We start from the raw sequence: 22528 nt of genomic DNA on the forward strand, positions 1-22528 counted from the left end.
ACTAAACAAGGAATTAGTGACGCAAACTAGAAGGAAAACGACAATGCGAGTTGTGAGTATATTGTGTGGGATTTTGCTACTGGCCAGTTGCAGTAGCCCTAAGCCAATAAAAAAAGCTGAAGTGATCACGGCTTATTCAATGCTGGCCCCTAGCAAATCAGGTGAAACACTGATTTATGTGCGTGCCATCATTCCGGGTGTTCAGAGTACAGATCAAGTCTGCCCTTTACTTGAAAGCGAAAGTGGAGAGCGCAGACAGATGAAAATCCGTGCTTTCCACCCCGGTAAAAACTTTCCAATTACGGTGTGTGAATCTGCCGTGCAGGCCGGTATTGCATATCAGGTAGGCGGCACCGAACTGCAGTTTGATGCAATGACACTCAACCCTAAGCGTATTCAGGTTTATGGTGACTCTGGCTGTAAATCACATGTATGTGATGGCAATGGGCCTGCGGAGCCGTTTAAAACCTTGATTTCCCAAGGAGCTAAGCGTGATGTTGACCTTATTTTACACATGGGGGATTACAATTATAGAGGCACCAGTGGCAGCATCAGTAAAGGCGTTTATGCGTACGATGCGGGTGATGGAGGGTATGGCGGAAAAACCTGTGGGTTAGAGGAAACATATTATAGTCAAAATGCGCAAGGCAGCCCAAAACCAGATACTTGGCGCGCTTGGCGTGCTGATTTTTTTAGCGCTGCCGATGCGATTCTGACCAAGGCTCCTTGGGTGTTCGCAAGAGGGAATCATGAATTGTGTAGCCGCGCAGGGCCTGGCTGGTTTTACTTTTTTGGCCCAGGTTCTGGCTTGGATCAAGGCATAACTCAACGCGCATGTCCTACACAAGGAAAGTTTTCGCAGCCTCTAACTTCAGCTGCCTCAGCCATTGCGATGATAGATCCATATATGTTGAAGCTAGAAAAGCTTAATATTTGGGTACAGGATTCAGCTAATGCATGTGATGATCGGTTTTCAAATGCGTTAACGGCGCAATATCAGAGTCAGTACGAGTCTCTACAGAAGTTTGCGAGCAAAAACCCTGAACAGCCGATTTGGACGGTAACACACAGGCCGCTGTGGGGGGTGAACAATGTAGCAACTGACAATACGTTAAATATTATGTTGCAGCGGGCGCTAGCTGACACACCGCTTGGACATCTTCCGCAACAAGTCGCTTTGGCATTATCGGGTCATATGCATATTTATCAGTCATTGAGTTTTGATAAGCAATACAAACGTCCACCACAAATAGTGATTGGAAATAGTGGGGTTAGTATGAGCGAGGAGCTACCCTATACGAGCTTTGAGGCTGTTGTCGATGGGTTAGAAGCCAATGGCAACGAACAAGCCAAGTTTGGCTTTTTAGAACTGGAATTAGATCGTTATTCTGGATGGTATGGACGCTTTTTCGATGAGCAAGGTGAAGCATTTTTACGCTGTGACTCGCAGTTTTCTGCACGCGATGAGCAAGTTTGTCAGTGATTGGTAGCTATGTTCTGAGTTAAGTTAAATTAAGTATGGCGTGATGAGTGAGGGTCTGAGTCGCGCCACTGTACACTCAGTGTTAAAGTCAAGTCTGCTAACTGCACAGTGGTTTGAGTGCGTCTGATAAAAGTTCAAACAGTCTCGACTCTTTTAAACGGGAGTAACTTGTCAGAACGTGCTCAATATCGCGTTTTTTCCCGCCAAATTGATAATATGCTCTTATGACAAGTTCAGCTCAGTTAACGACCTGATTTATCTGATGTTGGCTGCTGTTCATCAAATTGAACTTTTAGCCAGTTGTCTTCTTTATCAAAATACAGTGTTTTGACGGGCCCCAAGCCTCTGAAATTAACTAGGTTGATTTGTTCGGGCCATATATCTCTTAAAGCACCATGTCGCATTTGTAAACCTAGCAGTGGCGCATCTTTTTCGTACTGTGCATGTTGATACACTCTAAAATACTTTCGATCGACTTCAAACGTGGGTTCTGATAAAGCCAATGCTTGGCCATTTATACGTCTCAGTGACGTATGAGTGTATACATACTCAGAAAATTGCTGCTGTACTTTTTTATCTTGATAAATATTTTTTGTATCATTAAATAGATGTACTACCGCATGCTCTAGGTCGTGCATATGAAATCGATATTCTATTTGTATGTGTCCACTCTCTGGCAATATTTTTGCTGTCGCTAAAGACACTTTTAACTTGTGTGCCTGTGCTGGTGTTATCCAAACTAAGCTGAGCCCGGCAAAAAGCCAAGTTCTCATAAATCCAACTCCTTATATGGAAAGTGATAGTGTATACTCACTTACATATAGTTTACTGTATTTTTTTAATTTATGAGAGGATTATTGTGTTTTTTTCCAATACGTTGCAAGTAAAATGATGGTTTTTTGACCTTTATTTTGTGTTGTTATATCGTAATTTTTTAGGTGATGGGAATATAACTTTAAATATATCAAGGTATTAATCTCATTTGTAATAAATTGTATAAACTAAAGTTTGGTTCAGAAATTGTTCAGCTCAATCTATTAGGCTATAACAAGGGCCAAAAGTGATGAAAAAATGACAATTTTCATTGTATGCCAAGTGTACATTTTTCGTATTTATTGTCTCTATTTTGAAAAAAAATTTAAAAACCCCAAGTTTACTGTTGATATTTGGCATTATTTATCATTAAAATCGCGCTCTTCCTTATTTTGGGTAAAACTGGCGTTAGTTTTGCTCATTGATTAATACCCGTTTATAGAAAAAAATGTGGTGAGCAGTATGGACTTTTACATACTAAAAAAACAAGAGAAGCTTGTAGCGATACCTGCTGACGAACAAAATTGTAAAGCGTACATAGAAGATGGCTATTGTTACGTTGACAAAGTAGCTGCGTGTAATGAACGAGCTGCGATTAAACGCTTAGAAGCAAAGCAAAATAAGCTTTATAGAGCACCCATGCTGCTACTTTTGGCTTTACCGCTATTAATTTTCGCTTGGTGGCGATTGAGCTATTAATAAATAGGCCCAAGCAATGTTATATTAGCGTTCCTAATTAGGAAAGGAACGCTGTATGAAGGTTGTACACACGTCAGACTGGCACCTCGGTCAACAATTTTACGAACATAATCGTTTTGAAGAACATCAGGCTTTTTTAAATTGGCTTATTCAAGAGCTAGTCGAAGTTGATGCTGATCTGCTTGTCGTCAGCGGTGATGTTTACCATACAGCTACCCCGCCAGCGGCTGCTGAGCAACAGTTATATACATTTATAAAGCATGCGAAGTCAGTTTTACCACACATTCATATTGTGATTATTGCGGGCAACCATGACTCCGCCAACCGTATTGAAACCGCAAAGCCATTATTACAGCAATTTGATACACATGTTGTTGGCAGATATAACAAACATGCACCTGAAGATGTCGTCAAACGGATCGAAACGCGCGCCGGTGCCGTGTATGTGGTGGCGATGCCTTTTTTACGCAGCGCTGATATAGCGCATGTGGATACAGATGATTCAGGTTATGCACAAGCGGTGCAGCAGGCGTATCACCAAGCATATGAGCAGATCCATGATACAACCATGCCAGTAGTCACTTTGGGTCATTTACACGCTAAAGGTGGAGACATTTCTTCAGATTCTGAGCGCAATATAACCATTGGTGGGTTTGATTCTATTCATGCTGATGTTTTTGGGAGCACCTCTGATTATGTGGCGCTTGGCCACTTGCATAAAGCACAAAAAGTAGCTAACAACGATGCGATTCGATACAGCGGTACACCTTTTCCTATGTCATTTTCTGAGCGCAACTATCAACATCAAGTACTACTGGTAGAGTTTTCTGGAAAGCAAGTATTAGAGATCACCCCAAGATATGTGCCCAGACATAAGCAAGTCATCTTATTGCCAGAGAAAGGTGGGGCAACATTAGCAGCGCTCTGCCAAGCGATTCAAGATTTAAAGTTGCCTACGGATGCTACTGCGCCCAAACCTTATTTAAGGTTACGGTTGAACGCCAATGAAACCGACAGCCAATTTCGTCACAAAATTGAACAGGCATTGATTGGTAAACACGTCCATTTTTGCGGCATTGAGCGTGTCTCGCAATCTACAGACCATGAAAGCGCTGTGTTGTTTGAGGACTTAAGTAAAGTCAATGAGCTTGCCCCTCTTACTTTGTTAGAGTTGGCTTATAAAGAACAAATTGATAAGGAATCTGCGTTGCCACAAGAACTACAAGCGTGCTTAGAAACAGTATTGGTTTCATTAAATGAGCAAGGAGATTTATGAGGATCCTCACAATTGAGGTTAAAAACTTAGCCTCATTGCCAGAAGCGCACATTGACTTTAACGCTGCTCCTTTAAAAAATACCGGATTGTTTGCGATTACGGGTGAAACTGGAGCAGGTAAAAGCACTTTATTGGATGCCATTTGCCTTGCGTTTTACGGTAAAACTGCACGGCTGAAGTCTGATTCAAAGAATAAAGTCGCATTTAATGGCGATGAAATTAAGCTCAGCGACCCACGACACTTATTGCGAAGAGGCACCGTATCCGGTCATGCGCAGGTCAAGTTTATGGCGCAAGATGGCGCGCAATACACAGCGCGTTGGCAAGTAGCCCGTGCCCGAAATAAAATTGATGGTCGCATTAAAGAAGCGGAACTTATTTTATTGGATGCTTCTGGTGAACAGGTGTTGGCGCAAAAGTCTAATGCGAAGCAAAAGTTACTGCAATTAATTGGCTTAAACTTTGAACAATTTACTCGCGCAGTGTTGCTTGCTCAACACGACTTTGCCGCATTTTTAAAAGCCAATGCTGACGAGCGAGCACAATTGCTGGAGTGCTTGACTGCGACTGAACAGTTTAGCCGAGTCGGCAAAGCGATTTTTGAGTTTCATAAACAAAAATCTGAGGCGCTAACATCATTTAAACAAAAACTCGGTGACATTGAACTACTCAGTGATGATGAATTGGTACTAAAACAAGATCAATTGACAGAGTTACAGCAACAGCAAAATCAGTTGCAGGTAAAAGCAAAGGAGCTAGACCTGCATCTAGGGTGGTACACGGCTAAATCGAAATTAGAACAACAAATTACGGCTTTGACGAGCAACCTCTCGGATCAAGAGGCATTACTTATCGATCGCAGCGATGAATTAAAGCGTGCGTATTTAGCGCAGCTAACTCAGCAGATAGCAGATAATCGTATACAAGCGAAGCAATTAAAGGCGCATATAGCACGTGCACAAGAAGATTTAAAAACACTGGCAGCCCAAGATTTGCAAAGTGATATTGCAGCACAAGACAGTGTTGTGCAGGTCAATATTGCGCAGCTATCGAGTGCAGAAGCCTTGTTAGAAAAGCATCAGCCAGATATTGCAAAAGTCAGAGAACTTGATCAAGTACGTAGTGAACATGCCAAATTTGCAGCTCAATTTAAAGAGCAAATTGCACAGCAGCATGTATTAGAAAAGCAATACGTACAAAGCCAACAGACCCTGCAAGCGCAACTAGCAGCACTGGAAGCTGAAAAAAATCAGCTTGATGCGAAGCTAAGACAATCACCCAAACTAATATCTTTGTGTGCATCGTGGCCGCAAACTTTTGAAGTGCTTCAACAGTATTTACGCGAGTACAGTGACAGACAAGCGTTATTGACCGAGCAATCTGCACTCCAGGCGCAGCATCAGGCGGCACTTCAAGCTGTTATGCAAGTTCAGCCGCAGTGTGTAAATATCGAGCAGCAGGTGAATGCGGTTCAGGCGGAAGTGAATCAACTACAACATAGCTTGGGCGAATTAGATTATGAAAAATTGCAGTTTCAGCGCTCACAGTTAAATAAAGCGCAACAAGCGCTTGATCAGCAACATTTATTAAACAATGAACTAGTGCAGTTGCAGGCGCAAATTGATGGTCTTCGACATCAGCAGCATAGTGCAGAAGCGCAGAGAAAAGACGCTGAACATCAGGATGAGCTAACTCGTCAGCAGTTGAACTTAACGCAGGAAAATCTGCATCAAGTAAAGTTACGTGCCAGTGATAATATTAGTGCCTTACGCGGACAATTAGAGCATGGTAAAGAGTGTATGGTATGTGGTGCTACGGAGCATCCTTACCGTGTAGATCACATCGACAGCCACTGGCAGCAATTGATCCGAGACTTTGCTAGTCAATATCAGGCCGCAGAAAAAGCACGCCAGCAAACACAAGCTCGCTATCATGAGGTTGTGTCTCACCTTGAGCAAATTAATGGCCAGTTACAAGCTGCATTGCAACAAAAAGCACAGCTGATGAATAAACAGCAAGTTAATCAAGCAGTACTAGATGAATTGCCTGAATCACTTAGACACGTGGATCAACACACAGAGCAGCTGCGGCTAATTGATGAGCAGTTAGCTTTGTACAGTGAGCTGAGTAAAACTCAGCAGCAGAAATTTCAAGTACTACAACAAAGTCAACAGCAGCTTCAAACTTTACAGAGTAGTTTGACACATCATCAGCAGCAGCTTCAGGCTATTGAGCAATCACAAACGACATTAAATCAAAGGGATAATGAGCTCATTCAATCTTGCGAGCAATTGAGCAAAAGAGTTGCTGAAGTTTACGATGATGAACAGTGGCTTACACAGTTTACGAATGCGCCTGAACCTGCCATCAATATACTGTCTGATCAAGTGAATGTGCTCAATACTCAACAAGATCACTATGCGCAGGTCGTTAAAAATATTGAGCAGTGCATACCCCAGCAACAAACTACGCAAGCTCTACTCGATAAAGTAAGGCTGCAATTACACAACTTAAATGCACAATTGAATGAGCATCAACAGCTTTCTGAGCATGCAGAGATACAGCGTAGTGCATTGTTGGCATTGGATACGACGCCAGAGCGGTGGCACCAGCAGCTGCAAGATGGAGTTTCTGCTATACAGCAACAAGTCCAATCTCACAAAGATAAACTTGCTCAATTAAATAAGCAGCATGACGAGAAAGTACTGCGGCAGGCCCATTTGAACCAGCAGGTAGACGAATACCAGAGCACCTTAGAAGAAAACCAACTGCGATTTTTAGATTGGTTTGCGCATGCACAACAGCAACATCCCGTACTGACCGAAGTTTTGGTTGAAGAACTGTTAGATTGGCAGCCTGCGATATGGCAGCCTTTGATAGAGCAAGCCAAGTTGCTTGAACAGCAGCGTGATACTACGAAATCACAGTTGGCGCATGTTAAAAGTAACTTAGTTGACCACTTAGAGCACGCTAAACCTGAGCGCTTACTTTCAGAAATAACGACTGCACTGAACGATATTAATGAGCAACAGGCTCAGTTGCAAACACATATCGTCACCGTATCTGTGGCATTGCAAGCTCATCGAGATAACGCCGAAAAGCTCCAGTCTCAGCAAGGTGTGTTACAGCAAATGCAAGCTGATTATGAGCATTGGCATTTATTAAATCGATTGTTGGGTGATGCGACAGGTAAAACAATGCGTAATTTGGCTCAAACGCAAACTTTGAAGATTTTACTGCATTATGCCAATCATCATCTAGCTAGTTTGTCGCGCCGTTACCGCCTTACCGTGATTGGTCAGTCGTTGGAAATTGCGATTATCGACCGTGACATGGCTGATGAGCAACGTAGTGTAAACACTTTGTCTGGAGGTGAGTCGTTTCTAGTGTCGCTTGCGTTGGCATTGGGGTTAGCATCGTTGTCTTCTAACCAAGTGCAAATTAATTCTCTTTTTATAGATGAAGGGTTTGGCACACTCGATCCAGAAACATTGAGTGTGGCGTTGGATGCACTGGATGCTCTGCAGTCACAAGGCAGAAAAGTGGGCGTGATCTCTCATGTGGCGCAAATGACAGAACGAGTTGCAACACAAATTAGGATTAAAAAACAGTCCGGTGGTTATTCTACTGTGACAACAAAGGAAAGTTAACGAGGAGATTTATGCCGACATTCACAGGTGACGAAGCCCTGAGCTATGACAAACGAATTGGCAAACTGGTGCCAGGCTATGAGCTATTGCACCATACTACCGCCGCGCAGCTAAGTGTGATACTTGAAAAAGAAGCGACTCTGCTTGTAGTGGGGGCTGGTACAGGAAAAGAAGTCATTGAACTTGCAAAGCTCAATGCTCATTGGCGTTTCATAGCGCAAGATGTTTCAGCGGATATGCTCAGTATTGCAGATCAAAATTTTACTAACTTGGGACTCAATGACAGAGTGACCATTCATCATGGTCCACTTGAAGACGTGACTTATCAAGCAGATGCCGCTTTATGTATTTTGGTTATGCATTTTGTGAAAGACGATGGTGGTAAAGCTGCGCTCTTGAAGCAAATTAGTACGAACTTACGCCCTAATGGGTATCTGTTTTTAGCCGATCTTATGCTACCCGATACAAGCTTTGAACGTGCGGCCCAATTGCAGTATTGCCAAACTGAACTGGGGCTATCAGAAGCGGGTGCGAAGACTATGCGAAGTAATTTTCAAGAAACATTTTACCCGGTAGACAATGCTCGATTAACTGAATTGGCTCACCAAGCTGGATTTGGCTCCCCTACTTCCTATTTCAAGGCACTAGGCTTTAGCGCCTATACGATTGCTAAACTTCCCTGATCAGTTCAAGTTTGTTTTGATAAGCGTAACCAGCTTAGTGATTTTAATATTGCTGAGCTGGCGATAGTCAAAATAAGGGCACACGATGATTTTATTTACATTATCTATGGCAAACTCTTCATCTAACCACACTATTGAGTGGGTTAAATCGTGATCTTTTAAAAGCTGCTTGGCGTAAGTACGCCCTGCAATAATATGCCATTGATAGTTGTTTTGAGCCAAATCAGGCGGAGAAAACAACAGCGCTTCTTGTGAAGCTGCTTGAAGTAAAGTGGAATCTCGATATTGTTGCCATGTTTGAGCTGTGTGCGCACCGTTAGTAAAATGATGATCTGGATGCTGTAGTTCAGCGATAAATTTACTGTACACGTTAAATAATTTGCGCCATCCATTACCACACTCTTGGTTGATATAGTCTATCTCTCCTGGCTGTAATGGCATGACATAATTGATATTTTTATATTTGACAAGATTTGGTCTATTTTCGACATACACAGCCAATATGCCATGTGATGCCCCAAACCCGTGAGTTAGTATTTTCATGAACTGTAAAGTAATTTCAATGACTTAATATTATGCCAGCAAATAGATCGCGTGGCGCGAACGGGTCGTATAGACCACAATATTAATTGTATCAGTCTAATTAGCGATATAGGAGCTGTGTGTTGAAATTGATTCCTTTTTTAAAAGTGTGTGTATTGGGGGCTGTATTTTTATTGACCGCATGTACCGGAGTGCCAGAAGGCGTTGCGCCAGTAAAAAACTTTGACCTGCAACGTTATCAAGGCATGTGGTACGAAATTGCGAGACTCGATCATCGTTTTGAACGAGGTATGCAAAATGTGACCGCAACATATTCATTAAATCAAGATGGCAGCGTCGCGGTGGTCAATCGTGGCTATGTGACTGATGAAAACACATGGAAGCAGGCCGAAGGCACTGCCAAATTTGTGTCTGATGAAAGTGTCGGTCATTTAAAAGTCTCTTTTTTCGGGCCTTTTTACGGCAGTTACGTAGTTTTTAAATTAGACCAAGCACATTATCAGTACGCTTACGTGACCAGTTATGATAAAGATTATTTGTGGTTATTGGCTCGCACGCCTCAAGTGCCAGAAGCTGTTTTGCAAGACTTTCAAGAGACCGCAAAAAAACTTGGTTATGCGATAGATGCATTGATTTACATGGAACATCAAGATGTTGAACCACTGTAATCCCCCTTTACAGTTACATTGATAATGTCTTTATTGTGACCAAAAAGATTAATATTTCATAAACTTAATTGTCATTACTTCCGGTCAGGCTAGTTGCGCTTATAAAAACCCAATGTAGCAACAAACTAATCGGAGTAATAAACATGAAGCGCATAGCCTATTCGTTAATCGCCACTGCCGTCGCTTTGGCATTAACAGCATGTGATGGTGATGATGGTGCACAAGGTGTTCAGGGAGAGCAAGGTGTTCAAGGTGAGCAAGGCATTCAAGGCGAGCCTGGTTCAGCTGGTGAAAATGGATCAAGTGGTGTAGACGGTAAAGATGGTGAGAATGCGCAGCCTAACCTAAATACAGGGGCAGGTTTGGTGCGCATTGCAACAGTGCCTACTGGCTCGGAGGTAACGGGAATATTTTTAACTGAGCAAGGTGACCTGTTCTTTAATGCCCAGCACCCAAGTGATAGCAATACTGCTGAAGATGACTTTAACAAACGCCCATTTAACACTGGTACTGTCGGTGTGCTTACTGGCGTGAATTTCAACGAATTACCGCGCAATTTGGTTGATGCGCCACTTCATTCAACTGATTATGAAAAGCAAACCGTGGTCACAGCAATTGGCCAATATCAAATATTGGGTCAGACGGGAGATAAGTTTTCCGATCTTGGCGATAAGGGGTTAGCTGGCGGTTTAGGCGTAATTTACGGCATGACTTCTGGTGATGAAATCATTAAGAATGATATGCCAGATTTTAACGGTTTCATTTTTGAGTCCGACTCATCAGGTTATTTATTTACTAACTGGGAAGATTACCCGGGCGGAATGAGCCGCTTAAAGATGTCGAAAAGTGACAGCGGTAAGTGGAATGTAGAAGAAGCGATGATGCTGGACTTTGATGCTGTCAAAGGCACAGCAGCTAACTGTTTTGGTTCGGTATCTCCATGGGACACGCCTTTAACGTCTGAAGAGTGGATCGTAAACTCAGAAGTGGATACGACCACAAATCCTGAGTGGAATGCACCAGAGGTAAATTCACGTTTAACGCAATTTAGAGACTTTTTAGCACCTGAATCTCCAAATCCATATCGCTATGGCTATATTGCAGAAGTTAAATCCCCATTGTCAGACAAACCTGTTGTTGAAAAGCATTACACTATCGGTCGTTACGAACATGAGAACGCTGTTGTAATGCCTGACCGACGGACCGTGTATTCATCACAGGATGATACGGGTGGTGTGCTATTTAAGTTTGTTGCTGATACCGCGGAAGACCTAAGCTCTGGGACTTTATATGGCGCGAAACTGACTCAAGACAAAGGGTTAAATGATCCTGCGGTTACTGGGTTTGATATTGAGTGGGTAGAAATCGCATCAGGCACGAATGCAACGATCCTTGAATGGATTGAAGAGTATGATGGTATAACACCTGAAGCATATGTTGAGGGTAAAACGAATTACATTGCGATGGCTGACGTGCAAGCCTGGGCTGATGGTAAACTGACCTATCCAACCGCCGAGGAAGGTGGTTCTCCAGTTACTGCTGGTAAGCCAATGGATAATCGTGTGGCGTTTTTAGAGTCTCGTCAGGCTGCACGTTTGAAGGGCGCAACAGCTGAATGGCGTAAACTCGAAGGGTTGGCGATTAACCACGACCGAGTTCTTGAGGCGATCAGTGGACAGGACGTGATAGAAGGTGAAGTCGTAGATAAAGCGTATTTATATATCGGGATTGCTGATATCAATAAAACCATGGTGGATGATAAAGGCGATATTCAATTGTCATCTCGTGTATTGAGCTGTGGTGGCGTTTATCGTGCTCATATCGACAATAATTACAGCCTAACGCGCATTGAACCTGTGGTAATGGGATCGACTTACCGTTCGTCACTTGATGAAAATGAGCGCTGTGATGCTAGCTTATTAGCACAGCCAGACAATGTAATTGTTATGCGTGATGGACGTATATTGATTGGTGAAGACCACAGTGCGGATTGGAAATACAATAATACCTTATGGATGTATGACCCAGAATCAGAATAAAAACTAACGACTAGGCGGTGCTTTGCACCGCTTTTTTGGCACTAAAAATGGAAGTCATACAAATGCAATACCGATTACATATTTCGACAGTGGCTTTGACCATTGCATTGAGCGGTTGCTCTGATGTACTTGAACAGAGCGAAATTTTACCAACTAACACAGCGCAAGCAAATCATACAGCGCTTTATCGCATTGGCGATGAGATCCCTGCAACGGCTTATCTAGCGCATGATGAGGTTTATAATCCCGAGTCGGTTATCCCGCCACAGTGTTACACGAAGACAGATGGAGTTAATAACCCGTGTTATGCTTGCCATCAGTCATATCATGACGAAAAAGCACGTCCAAATGTGATGAAAGACGGTGATTTACAAGGCGATTATGCGTTTTCTGATCTTGGTCTAAAAAACCATTGGAAGAACTTATTTATCGACCGCACAGACTTGATAAAAGGGATCTCAGATAAAGAAATTACTAACTGGGTTGAGCAGGATAACTATACCCCTTTTATTGAGAAAATGACAAAGCGCAGTGATTGGCATGGTGAAATAACACCGCTTGAAAACTTGGCTTTTCCGGAAAAAGCGTTTGATGAACAAGGCTTTGCTCGTGATGGTAGCGGTTGGGTTGCATTTAACTACAAGCCTTTTCCAAGTACATTTTGGCCTACCAATGGTTCGACTGGGGATGTAATGATAAGGCTCCCTCGCACTTTTCAAACGGTACAAGGTCAATATAGCAAAGATGTATATCTTGCCAACTTGAGTTTAACTGAATTGGCGGTTAAAGGTTTGGAAGCTATCTCCGTGCCACTTGTTTCAGAGCGAGTGATTGGTCAAGACTTAAATGGTGATGGCAAGCTAAGCCAGATAACTCGGATTACGAAGCAGGCACGTTATGTGGGTGATGCGCAGGATGAGTTGGCCTATATGCTATACCCTGAGGGCACAGAATTTCTGCACACAGTACGTTATTTAGGGGTTGATAAACAAGGCAATATCTATAACGCTCCGAGATTGAAAGAGTTACGTTACATGAGAAAGCATAACTTTAAATCAAAACAAGAAATTGCAGGCTCTTATTACCGTGAAGCCAAAGAAAAAGAGTTTGAGAAGCTGCCTGTAACACTCTATATCGGCGATAAAGGGGTGAACAATACGTTTGGCTGGACAATCAATGGTTATATTGAAGATAGTCAAGGTGAGCTTCGTCCACAGCATGCGCAGGAGTTGGCATTTTGTAATGGGTGTCACAAAACGGTAGGGGCAACATACGATCAAACCTTTTCATTTGCGCGCAAGGTTGAAGGTGCAGCTGGTTGGGGCTATATCAATTTAAAGACGCAAACGGATGTGCCTAATGTGGGTGAAGAACAAGGTGAGTTCTTAACTTATATGTCTCGAGTGGGCGGTGGGGATGAGTTTCGCCAAAATCAAGAAATGCTCCGAAAATGGTTCACTGGGGACAAGGTTGATATGCAAAAAGTTGAACAAGCTGTGAACCTTTATGAGCTGATAACACCTTCAAAAGAGCGCGCGCTAGCTTTAAATAAAGCTTATTTGACCATTGTTAAAGAGCAAAGTTATTTATTTGGCCGTGATGCGACGCTGGTGAAAGCGAAAAATGTGCTTGAAATAGTGGATGATTCACAAGCACCTTTGCAGCAAGACAAGCAATTTAAATGGGATATGCAATTAGACTGGTCTAAAAATTAGATGTTCCTAAACCGCGATATCTGAAGAGGTAAATACACTTACCCCCTCAGATATCGCGGTTTGTCCACATAGATCAAGATTTTACTTACTTAGCTTTAAATTTGAGCACACATCTTGTTAAAGTGATAAATCACTGCACTAAGATTGCGGCTTTATTATCATGTTGTTGCTCTGTACTCGTCTTTTTTATCTTGAGATCACATTTTTACTAAGTGAGAATCATAGAGATCATATTTTTACTAACTTGAACATTGCTTACTTAGTAAAAATTTGCATTGACGCATAATAGATCACTATTTTACTAACTCATTACGATATTTGGCGCCTCATCTACTGATATATAAATGAAGTGTCTAATTTTCAATGTTTTATCTTTCCTAATGATTATCATAGATCATATTTTTACTAACATGAAGTTTGTTGAAAGGCGGTAGAGATCATATTTTTACTAAGTTGCTCTATACAGATCATATTTTTACTAACTTTAGATATGCGATTTAAACGAGAGATCAGATTTTTACTAACTTCTGATGAGAAAAGTAGTCTATAGATCAGATTTTTACTTACTTACGTTAACTAAATCGCAAGCGAAAGAGGTTAGATGGTCGGGCTTCAGAAGCTCAGGTAGTAAAATAATGATCTCAGCGGCTGATATTCATTCAATCAGCCGCCGAAACCTGTTAGTGCAGGATAGCTAGGATAGTAATTACACAAGTTGTCGCAGGAAGTACGTATAAAAGTGATCTCAGCCAGTGTGCTTTATAAGTCATACACAATGAAATGATGAGGACAGACAGCGCCATTTGCCCACAAAACATTAAACTGCCATAGCCAATAGCTTGGGATAAATTGATGCTAAAGCTTAGTAAGATAATGATCCAAGCACCGTAATTAAAACGCTGAGTTTGTGTTTGATTTGGACGTGAGCCAAACACACTTTTGTAATGCGATGTTTTGGCCATCGCAAATGCGTAAAAGGCGCTGAAACACAAAAGTGTCGCTAAGCTATAAATCATACTTTTTGCTCCCGACTTAAACGGCGGTTTTGTACTGAGCCTTGTTTGACGGTATTTTGTTTAGCGCCTAATTTGTTTCCTTGCAGATAGAAAATGACAGCAGTTGCTAAAAATGTGAGGTCAAAACTGGCTAAGATCCACTTCGCGTCCATTATGTATGTGATTAAATTGCCATCCGTTGTCAGCGCGTTACAGACAGGTAAAAGCAGCCATACTGCGGCATTGAGGTAAGCAAACCTTTGCCAAGCACGACTAGAACGCCAAAGCCCAGCCGCTACTGTAGTAGCGAGCCAGATTAAAAAGAAAACGAGTATTTCTTTATCAGCCCGACCAATGATCTCAGCTGGTAATAATCTGTTCGCAAAGAAGAAACCTGCGGTTGCAAGGGGTAAGCCCATGATTGTGCCAAGATTCAATGCTTCGACTAACTTAAGCCCAAAGCTAGGTGATTGGTTTGGCTTTAAGCGTTCTCGAATTCGCTTGGCCCACATTATGCACCCTGTGGCAATCATCACACACCCTGCTATACCGCAAATAAAATAAAGCCAACGTAGACCTGGGTGAGCGAGCCTGCCACTATGTACAGCTATCATGCCGCCATATAAGACTTCACCACCACTGGGATCTAGACGAGCTGTTTTTATTAGCTCTCCGGTTGAGCCTGAGTATTGCCAGTATGGGTACTCATCACGAATAAGCGTACCATTGTCGCCATAGATTTTAATGGTGGCACTGAGGTTGGTTGGATGATCGACGATCACGCGCTTAATTTTCTGCTCGGGCCAGTTATGATGAAAGTGTGCAAAAGCACTATCAAATGCAGGTGAATTTAGAGTTTGTTCTGACTTTTCAATGCGCTGACGTTCAGGATAAAAGTCAGATCTAAAGCCTTTTAATCCATCTTCGTACAATGTATTAGCAGGATCTGGAAACAGCATAAATATCAAAGTAACTAGACCGGTATACGTGATCATAAGGTGGAATGGCAACGCCAGCACAGAAGATAAGTTGTGTGCATCTAACCAAGCTCTTACCCCTTTTTGTGGCCTAAATTGAAATAGGTCTTTAAAGATGCGCTTGTGGATAACAATGCCAGATATGAGTGCAATTAACATAAATAATGACGCTAAGCAGACTAACCAACGCGCTAGTTTTCGGTCCATATAATGCAAGTCGAAGTGCAATCGATAAAAAAAGTTACCGCCTCGGGTATCTACTATGCCTTCTACGTGAGTTAATGTATTTGGGTCAAGGCGTTCATCTACCCATTTATCCCGTTTACCTTCTGGTTGGCTGTGACGGTGAGATACATGTACCTCTGGTTGTCTGGGTGAAGGCAGGCCTATCCACCACCTGTTTGCTTCAGGTGCTTTGTCATGCAGGTAGTCAAGCCCAGCGCTGATTAAGGCTTTTTGATCTACTGGTTTATTGTCAATACTATGAACAGCAGGCTGGTTCCAGAGGCTAATTTCATGACGGAAAAAGCTGATTGTGCCGGCAAAGAAAATTAAAAATAATAGCCAACACAACAAAAGACCAACCCAAGTATGTAGCCAAGTCATTGAGCGAAAAAAACTGTCTTTCATATACTTCCCTGAATGTAGCTCGTGAATAGCGCAATTACGCCAGTACTAATAACTAAAGCCACCCATACCTTGAGCAAGGAGCGAGCAGCAAAAACGGCAATAAATACACAGCTATAAATTAATATGCTTGCACATACACTGTATAAGACGGCATCGACTCTACTCGTAGGAAGCAAAAGACTTAATAATGAAATACAGTAGGCTGTGAAAAAGTATCCACCTAAAATTGCAGCGCAAAATCGGGACGCAACGCTCAACCTATATTGAAAAGTCAAAGCATTATCGGCGTGTGACATAACGTTCCTAAATTTTTTTATCAGATAAATGATTATCTACGAATAGTTTTGTAAATAACAGTAATTATCATTGCTAAATACAATTAAAAATAGAGTGTCGTAATTTGAAATGAAATTAGTTAAAACTTTCGTTACAACAAGGAGAAGAAATTAATTTTTTGGTAAAGATGGCGTTTTCTTTTGAATTAATTTATTCCTTACTGGGCTGAAAGTATTATATGATTGAAAAAGTTAGAGATGGTGTGAATTTATATTTGGTTATACCGGTCTAGTTACGTAATGATAGCGTACTATTTTTTAAGAATGCAGAATAACCATGAAGTTATTAGATGAGATAGCTGCTTGTCGTTTGTGTCATACACAGTTCGGTCATATGCCCTCTCCTGTTGTGCAAGGTAATGCCAGCGCGAAGGTACTGATCGCAGGTCAGGCACCCAGTATGACTGTGCATAAAACAGGTAAGCCTTTTAATGATGCGAGTGGTACAAAGCTGCGGGATTGGTTGGGCGTTACTGAGCAACAGTTTTATGACCCATCATTATTTGCCATTATCCCAATGGCGTTCTGTTACCCGGGAAAAGGTAAAACAGGCGATAAAGCGCCACCCAAAATATGTGCAAAAACGTGGCGTGAAAAACTATTGGCTGAGTTTAATCAGGTAGAGTTTACAATATTGATTGGGCAGTATGCGCAATCTTATCACTTGACGAGCTACACAAATGTCACTGAGGCAGTACAAAACTGGGAAAAGTTTATGCCGACTAGGATGCCATTACCACACCCTAGCCCTCGAAATCATTATTGGCTAAAGCGTAACCCTTGGTTTGAAATAAATGCAATTCCTGCATTAAAAAAACGCATATCAGACATTTTGACGAGTTAATCAAACTGTATGTCATCTCAAAGGAGTTGCGAAAGTGCCAGACATCTACCATAATCGCCAAATACTTTGGTTTACAAAAAATAACATTTTAATTCAAAGGAACTGAAAATGATTTACCATTTATCGGGATGGATCTCGGTGTTGATTTCAATTTTTGCTATTTACCCAAGTTACCAGCCTGGCGCAAATTCGGTTATTGGCTTTTATTTGTGCTTATTTGCCTTATTGGTTTCTGCTTTTGCTAGTCACCTTGGGCATTCTCTGTATTATCGAGCAGCATTTGTACTGTCTATCATTAATGTATTGTTTGTGAATGATGGTACTAATTTATCATTACTTACCAGTGAAAATGACTGGGTTTACATCGGATCCATGTATGGTATTTACATTGTTGTGAGCAGTATATGTGGGTTCTTGGTAAGCAGAGAAGATTTGCTAGGCAATAGCATACGAAGAAAACAAACCAAGAGAGAACAAAAGCGCGCTGCATATCGGTAAGCTAAAAAATTAATATTTTTATTGTAAATGATTGTGAAAATTTATTTTTTTGCATTTGTTTACATCTGTATTGTTATTGAATTGTGTACCTACTTTTTCAAGTTAACTACATCATCTTTGATGAATGCCCACATCAGCTCAGCCTTATTGTTATTTAACCCAGACAGCCCTGTCGCCATTTCTACAATCGCCTTATTTTAAATCAAAGTTGTTCTAAACTTAGTGTTATAGATTAAATAGCGACCGTGTTAGTGTCTAAAAGTGAGCAGCGCACTTCAATATTAGTCCGTAAGGAGAAAGTATGTACTGGGGTTTAGTCGTCTTAATCATTCTCGCCGGTTTCTGGGTGCATAACCGTTATAGCTCTGAATCACAGGACTTTCCGCCAATAGAAACCGATCCAAATGACCCTCTAGTTTTAGAGGCTGTTGCACTTGCTAAGGCGACATTAGATGAGTTTCGGATTTTATTCATAAGATATCCAAAAGATGCATTTGTAAAACTGGGCTTTGAAAGTGATAGAGGCGTAGTTGAACATTTAGGTGCTCATGTAGAATCAATTAAGGGTAATGAAGTCAGTGTTTTTTTGGTTACCCCACCGATCACGCATACTGGAAAAATGGCCCACAATTACGTGTGTCAATTAGAAGATATAGAAGACTGGCAGATCACGGATAACGCTGGAAATATTTATGGAGGGTATATTCAACGGGCTATGTTTACGATTGCCGAGCGTGAGGGCATTGCTCTTCCTGCTGGGCTCAAAGCAATGCAAGATAAATATGTCGATGTTTAAGGTTGTTCTGCAAAGTCTTTAAGTGCTTGTCCGGTCAGACGATAGATAATCCATTCATCCTGCGGTTCGGCCCCAATGCTTTGGTAAAAATCGATTGCAGGCTTGTTCCAATCTAAAACAACCCATTCAAAACGACCACAGTCTTTTTGTACCGCGGTTTGAGCTAGATGTTTCATCAGCGCTTTACCTGCGCCTACGCCGCGTTTGTCTTGCGTTACATATAAATCTTCTAGGTATAATCCATACTTACCTAACCATGTAGAATAATTGAAAAAATAGACGGCAAAACCAATGGCTTCGCCATTTTGCTCACAGATCAGTGCATGTGCTCTTACATCATCGCCGAAGAGCTTTTTTTCAATATCCTGTACTGTATTTTTAACCGCTTCAGGCTCTTTTTCATAAATCGCTAATTCATTAATAAAGTGTAAGATTGTGGCTGCATCTTGAATCTCTGCGGGACGGATAGATACGCTCATGGTGATTTATTCCTGTTTGACTTAGATGTATGTGAGTGTACTGTGTAGTAACACATGAATAAAGTGCATAGTTTGCACTTAGTATATGCATTAAGTACATGAATAATATACCGAACATAGATTTAAACTTATTGAAGCTGTTTGCTGTGTTGTATCAAACTGGTTCTGTCACTCAAACAGCCAGTATTTTGCATATGAGCCAATCAGCGTGCAGTCATGCTTTGACTCGGTTGCGCTTAAGGTTAAAAGATGAACTATTCGTCAGGGAAAATAACCGGATGCTGGCCACGGATTATGCCAATAGATTAGCCGCTGACGTTTTACCTGCCTTTGAAGCGATCACTTTGGGTCTGCAAGGAGCAAAACGATTTGATCCGCAACAAGTAGAGCGGCTTACATTGGCTGCCACAGATTATACGGCATGGTGTTTGAAGCCATTTTTAAGTGACATCTTATCTCGGTTCACTAACTTGTCTATTCAAATAATTCAATTGGAAGAGCGTATTCCCGTTCAGGCATTGAAAGACCTAAAGTTAGATCTTGTATGTGGTTTTGAACACCAGCAAGAAACGTTAGAAGGTTTGGCACAATTAAATTGCTTCGAAGGACACTATGTGACTTTAAGCTGTAAAACGCGTTCATTACCCAATCAATTGTCGTTGCAAACTTTTTTGTCAAAATCGCATGTGCTGATTTCACCTTGGAACGAAACGCGAGGGATAGTGGATCGTATTTTGGCACAATCTAGAAAGTCCCGTCATATCGTCGTGGGAACGCCACATATGCTCAATGCACCAGCGCTTATAAAAGACACTGACTGGCTGATCACTCTGCCAGCAAGGTATGCAGAACATATTGCAAATGAATATCAACTGTCCATCCATATGCCACCCATCAATGTGCCCAATTACCGCGTGAAATTATATTGGCACAAAACGCGTCAGCGAGACCCTAAATTACAATGGTTTGTGTCGCAGTTTTGTCAATTCTACGGTTTACATCACGAACTAGAGTAACGCTTTTTGCACAAGCCACGTATTCCTATATGTCTTAATACACATTCTTACAAGATAGCCACTTGCTAAGTGAACGATACATATAATACTTGCGTATAAGCTGTTGAACACAAATGATGGATTAAAAATGAAACAGTTTAAAAATAGTGTATTGGCGTTGTTCCTCGTTGTGAGTGGCTTGGCCAATAGCAGTGAAAATATAGCGCTTGATTTGACAAAAGACATGACGCAAGTTGGGCAAACAGCGCGAATGACGTATTTGTTTTGGGACGTTTATGATATCAGACTTTATTCGCCCTCCGGTCGATACGAACCTTTTGAGCCGTTTGTATTGCAGCTTACGTATCTACGTGATTTGGATGGGCAGGAAATTGCGAAACGCTCGCTAGAAGAAATGCAAAAGCAAGGTTTTAATGATGCTGCCCTTGGAGAGGTCTGGTTGGAGAAAATGAAGGCGATCTTCCCAGATGTTTCAGAAAACTACTCACTGTATGGCGTTAGAGACGTAAAGGGAGCGACACGTTTTTATGATTCTGAAAAGTTTTTAGGTGAAATCACAGATCAAAGTTTTACTAAGTGGTTTTTCGATATCTGGTTGAGTGAAAAAACCACAGAGCCAAAAATGCGCTTGAAGTTACTAGGAGAAAAATAATGAAAATGGTTGTTTTACTTTGCGCCTTAGTATTGCTATCGGCTTGTCGTAGCTCAGTACAAAGCGATGTATATCAAAATATGACGCCAAACATCGATGTGTATGATTTTTTTGATGGGCAGGTAAATGCATGGGGTATTGTGCAAAATCGCAGTGGTGAGTTGGTACAGCGTTTTAAAGTGCGTATTGAAGGCTCTGTTAATCATGTTGGTGAACTGGTCTTGGATGAAGCGTTCACTTATGGTTATGGTGATGGTGTTAAGCAGCGTGTCTGGACAATCAAAAATGGTGATAATGGGCTTACAGGTAGCGCACCGGATATTGCAACGACTGCTATTGGCACGGTATATGGTAACGCTTTGAGATGGCAATATGAGATGGATTTACCTGTCGATGATACCACTTACCGAGTTGTGTTTGACGATTGGATGTGGGCCTTTGATAAGTGTACCTTGATGAATCGCTCCTACATCAAAAAGTTTGGCTTGGTGATGGCCGAAGTGACAATTTTCATGCAAAACACAGAAGTTAGCAAAGGCTGTACAGGGGCTTTACACCCATAACTAATCTATTTATCGTTTTATAAAGTGTGCATTTAGCCTGCACACTTTATTCTATCTACAAGTCTTTCTAACGCAAACTTTCAACCCGTACATTCAGCGTAAATTTATCTTGTTCCCTTTATATTCTTGCTCCACTTATTGACTGTGTTACGTATGATTAGGATTATAAAATGGCGCCCGGAACGCATTTGTTATTGAGCTGGGCACTGTCCGCCACAGTTGTACAAAGTCGGAGAAATCGTGTACTTGCTAGTCTCTCTGGGGTAGCGCCTGATTTAGATGGAATCGGGGTCGTTGTCGATCTCATCTTTGCCAAATCTAACCTGTATGGTAAATACCATCATGTCTTAGGACATAATTTATTAGCTGCATTGTTGATAGCATCGATATGTGCTTTTTTAGCAAAGTCGCATAAGGTGAGTATGTGGTGCCTGTCATTTATTTGTTTTCATTTACATATTATATGCGATGTGCTCGGTTCAAAAGGCCCTGACGGTTTTCAATGGCCTATTCAATATCTCTATCCTTTTTCCACTGATTTTACTTTGACTTGGTCTGGGCAATGGGAATTAAATGCTTGGCAAAATCAATTGATAACTATGTTGTTAGTGCTGGTTTGCGTTTATATCAGCGCAACCAAGAAGATCTTATTTTTTGAGATATTTGGTCGCTGTATAAACGCTGAGGTGTTTAATATGTATGAAAAATACATAAAAAGGTGACAGATTCATATCACGGTTTTTTTACGTATATGCGCGGGCATGTCAGTAGACTAGAGTTTACCCTGCATGTAGGCATCAATCTCTTCGGCCATATGAGACTCAATGTCATCTTCTAAATCTGATTTAGTCGTCTCATGCATGGATATAAACTTAGTGGCTTGCTCTGCGCTCAGTAATTTGTTCTTCACTCTATATTCCCACTCAGGCAGGGTTTTGTCATATCGTGGCACTACGCTCACAGTCGCAAATTGATTTTGCCAAGGAGATGCGTTTTCCTTTTTACAAAACGCTTCGATATGGTCTTTTCCTTGCGGGCCCATACAACCCGGTTCTAAGCGTAATTGGACATAGAGTAATAAGTCACTCATAAACACTCCATAGATAATGGTTTCTTTGAGTCTAGACGTTCATAAAGATAATATAAATCTCCTTTCTGATCTACTTTGTTGATG

The 22528-nt window shown here is 41.5% G+C and carries 21 protein-coding genes; 15 read left to right on the forward strand and 6 right to left on the reverse strand.

Annotation, left to right across the window (positions count from 1 at the left end; all coding sequences use genetic code 11):
- Window positions 1-43 precede the first annotated feature (43 nt).
- A complete protein-coding gene (locus tag S4054249_RS23380) occupies window positions 44-1483 on the forward strand; it encodes a metallophosphoesterase (protein ID WP_046356773.1) in 1440 nt (479 codons plus the stop codon).
- Window positions 1484-1725: 242 nt separating this feature from the next.
- On the opposite strand, the gene S4054249_RS23385 is transcribed toward S4054249_RS23380, so the two are convergent.
- On the reverse strand, window positions 1726-2256 hold the full coding sequence (locus S4054249_RS23385; RefSeq protein ID WP_046356774.1) for a DUF6702 family protein: 531 nt from the start codon (window positions 2254-2256) through the stop codon (window positions 1726-1728).
- Window positions 2257-2758: 502 nt separating this feature from the next.
- Between S4054249_RS23385 and S4054249_RS23390 the strand changes: the two genes are divergently transcribed.
- Genes S4054249_RS23390 through S4054249_RS23405 form a run of 4 tightly spaced genes read left to right on the forward strand, consistent with a single transcriptional unit; the run spans window position 2759 to window position 8604 of the window.
- Window positions 2759-2995, forward strand: coding sequence for a hypothetical protein (locus S4054249_RS23390; protein ID WP_046356775.1), 237 nt, complete (start codon window positions 2759-2761; stop codon window positions 2993-2995).
- 55 nt (window positions 2996-3050) lie between these two features.
- Window positions 3051-4271, forward strand: coding sequence for an exonuclease SbcCD subunit D (locus S4054249_RS23395; RefSeq protein WP_046356776.1), 1221 nt, complete (start codon window positions 3051-3053; stop codon window positions 4269-4271).
- Complete coding sequence (locus tag S4054249_RS23400; RefSeq protein ID WP_046356777.1) at window positions 4268-7921, forward strand: AAA family ATPase; 3654 nt, start codon at window positions 4268-4270, stop codon at window positions 7919-7921. Before S4054249_RS23395 ends, S4054249_RS23400 begins: the two co-directional genes overlap by 4 nt.
- Window positions 7922-7932: 11 nt before the next feature.
- Window positions 7933-8604: a class I SAM-dependent methyltransferase gene (locus S4054249_RS23405; protein WP_046356778.1), complete on the forward strand. Its 672-nt coding sequence runs from the start codon at window positions 7933-7935 to the stop codon at window positions 8602-8604.
- Here the strand turns inward: S4054249_RS23405 and S4054249_RS23410 are convergent, their stop codons facing one another.
- On the reverse strand, window positions 8605-9147 hold the full coding sequence (locus tag S4054249_RS23410; protein ID WP_046356779.1) for a DUF6942 family protein: 543 nt from the start codon (window positions 9145-9147) through the stop codon (window positions 8605-8607).
- Between the two features lie 119 nt (window positions 9148-9266).
- Between S4054249_RS23410 and S4054249_RS23415 the strand changes: the two genes are divergently transcribed.
- The 3 genes from S4054249_RS23415 (at window position 9267) to S4054249_RS23425 (ending at window position 13569) form a co-directional block, all read left to right on the forward strand.
- Window positions 9267-9815, forward strand: coding sequence for a lipocalin family protein (locus tag S4054249_RS23415; RefSeq protein ID WP_419555184.1), 549 nt, complete (start codon window positions 9267-9269; stop codon window positions 9813-9815).
- Window positions 9816-9958: 143 nt separating this feature from the next.
- Entirely contained in the window at window positions 9959-11854 is a 1896-nt protein-coding gene (locus S4054249_RS23420; RefSeq protein WP_046356780.1) for an alkaline phosphatase PhoX, read from the forward strand.
- Window positions 11855-11901: 47 nt separating this feature from the next.
- On the forward strand, window positions 11902-13569 hold the full coding sequence (locus tag S4054249_RS23425) for a hypothetical protein (protein WP_419555183.1): 1668 nt from the start codon (window positions 11902-11904) through the stop codon (window positions 13567-13569).
- Window positions 13570-14249: 680 nt separating this feature from the next.
- On the opposite strand, the gene S4054249_RS23430 is transcribed toward S4054249_RS23425, so the two are convergent.
- Window positions 14250-14585, reverse strand: a complete 336-nt coding sequence (locus S4054249_RS23430) for a DUF3325 domain-containing protein (protein WP_046356781.1) — start codon at window positions 14583-14585, stop codon at window positions 14250-14252.
- Window positions 14582-16171 (reverse strand): PepSY-associated TM helix domain-containing protein, encoded by a 1590-nt coding sequence (locus S4054249_RS23435; RefSeq protein WP_046356782.1) that lies wholly within the window; start codon window positions 16169-16171, stop codon window positions 14582-14584. The genes S4054249_RS23430 and S4054249_RS23435 overlap by 4 nt, the downstream gene beginning before the upstream one ends.
- A gap of 612 nt (window positions 16172-16783) precedes the next feature.
- Here S4054249_RS23435 and S4054249_RS23445 point away from each other — a divergent pair.
- From S4054249_RS23445 to S4054249_RS23455, 3 genes are all read left to right on the forward strand, one after another.
- Window positions 16784-17350 (forward strand): uracil-DNA glycosylase family protein, encoded by a 567-nt coding sequence (locus S4054249_RS23445; protein WP_046356784.1) that lies wholly within the window; start codon window positions 16784-16786, stop codon window positions 17348-17350.
- Window positions 17351-17458: 108 nt separating this feature from the next.
- The gene (locus S4054249_RS23450; protein WP_046356785.1) at window positions 17459-17848 is read left to right on the forward strand and encodes a hypothetical protein; all 390 of its coding nucleotides are present in this window, start codon (window positions 17459-17461) and stop codon (window positions 17846-17848) included.
- Window positions 17849-18149: 301 nt separating this feature from the next.
- Complete coding sequence (locus tag S4054249_RS23455; protein ID WP_046356786.1) at window positions 18150-18644, forward strand: DUF2314 domain-containing protein; 495 nt, start codon at window positions 18150-18152, stop codon at window positions 18642-18644.
- Here the strand turns inward: S4054249_RS23455 and S4054249_RS23460 are convergent.
- Window positions 18641-19123 carry a GNAT family N-acetyltransferase gene (locus S4054249_RS23460; protein WP_046356787.1) on the reverse strand — a complete coding sequence of 161 codons (483 nt, stop codon included), beginning with the start codon at window positions 19121-19123 and terminating at the stop codon, window positions 18641-18643. The two genes, S4054249_RS23455 and S4054249_RS23460, sit on opposite strands and share 4 nt — an antisense overlap.
- A 98-nt stretch (window positions 19124-19221) precedes the next feature.
- Between S4054249_RS23460 and S4054249_RS23465 the strand changes: the two genes are divergently transcribed.
- The 4 genes from S4054249_RS23465 (at window position 19222) to S4054249_RS23480 (ending at window position 22076) form a co-directional block, all read left to right on the forward strand.
- Complete coding sequence (locus S4054249_RS23465; RefSeq protein ID WP_046356788.1) at window positions 19222-20139, forward strand: LysR family transcriptional regulator; 918 nt, start codon at window positions 19222-19224, stop codon at window positions 20137-20139.
- A gap of 127 nt (window positions 20140-20266) precedes the next feature.
- Window positions 20267-20791, forward strand: coding sequence for a chalcone isomerase family protein (locus tag S4054249_RS23470; protein WP_046356789.1), 525 nt, complete (start codon window positions 20267-20269; stop codon window positions 20789-20791).
- Window positions 20791-21354, forward strand: coding sequence for a DUF3833 family protein (locus S4054249_RS23475; RefSeq protein ID WP_046356790.1), 564 nt, complete (start codon window positions 20791-20793; stop codon window positions 21352-21354). The genes S4054249_RS23470 and S4054249_RS23475 overlap by 1 nt, the downstream gene beginning before the upstream one ends.
- A 170-nt stretch (window positions 21355-21524) precedes the next feature.
- Window positions 21525-22076 carry a metal-dependent hydrolase gene (locus S4054249_RS23480; protein ID WP_052961007.1) on the forward strand — a complete coding sequence of 184 codons (552 nt, stop codon included), beginning with the start codon at window positions 21525-21527 and terminating at the stop codon, window positions 22074-22076.
- A 50-nt stretch (window positions 22077-22126) separates the two neighbouring features.
- On the opposite strand, the gene S4054249_RS23485 is transcribed toward S4054249_RS23480, so the two are convergent.
- Window positions 22127-22444, reverse strand: coding sequence for a hypothetical protein (locus S4054249_RS23485; RefSeq protein ID WP_046356791.1), 318 nt, complete (start codon window positions 22442-22444; stop codon window positions 22127-22129).
- Window positions 22445-22528: the final 84 nt, after the last annotated feature.

Source organism: Pseudoalteromonas luteoviolacea, assembly GCF_001750165.1.
GTDB lineage: Bacteria > Pseudomonadota > Gammaproteobacteria > Enterobacterales > Alteromonadaceae > Pseudoalteromonas > Pseudoalteromonas luteoviolacea_G.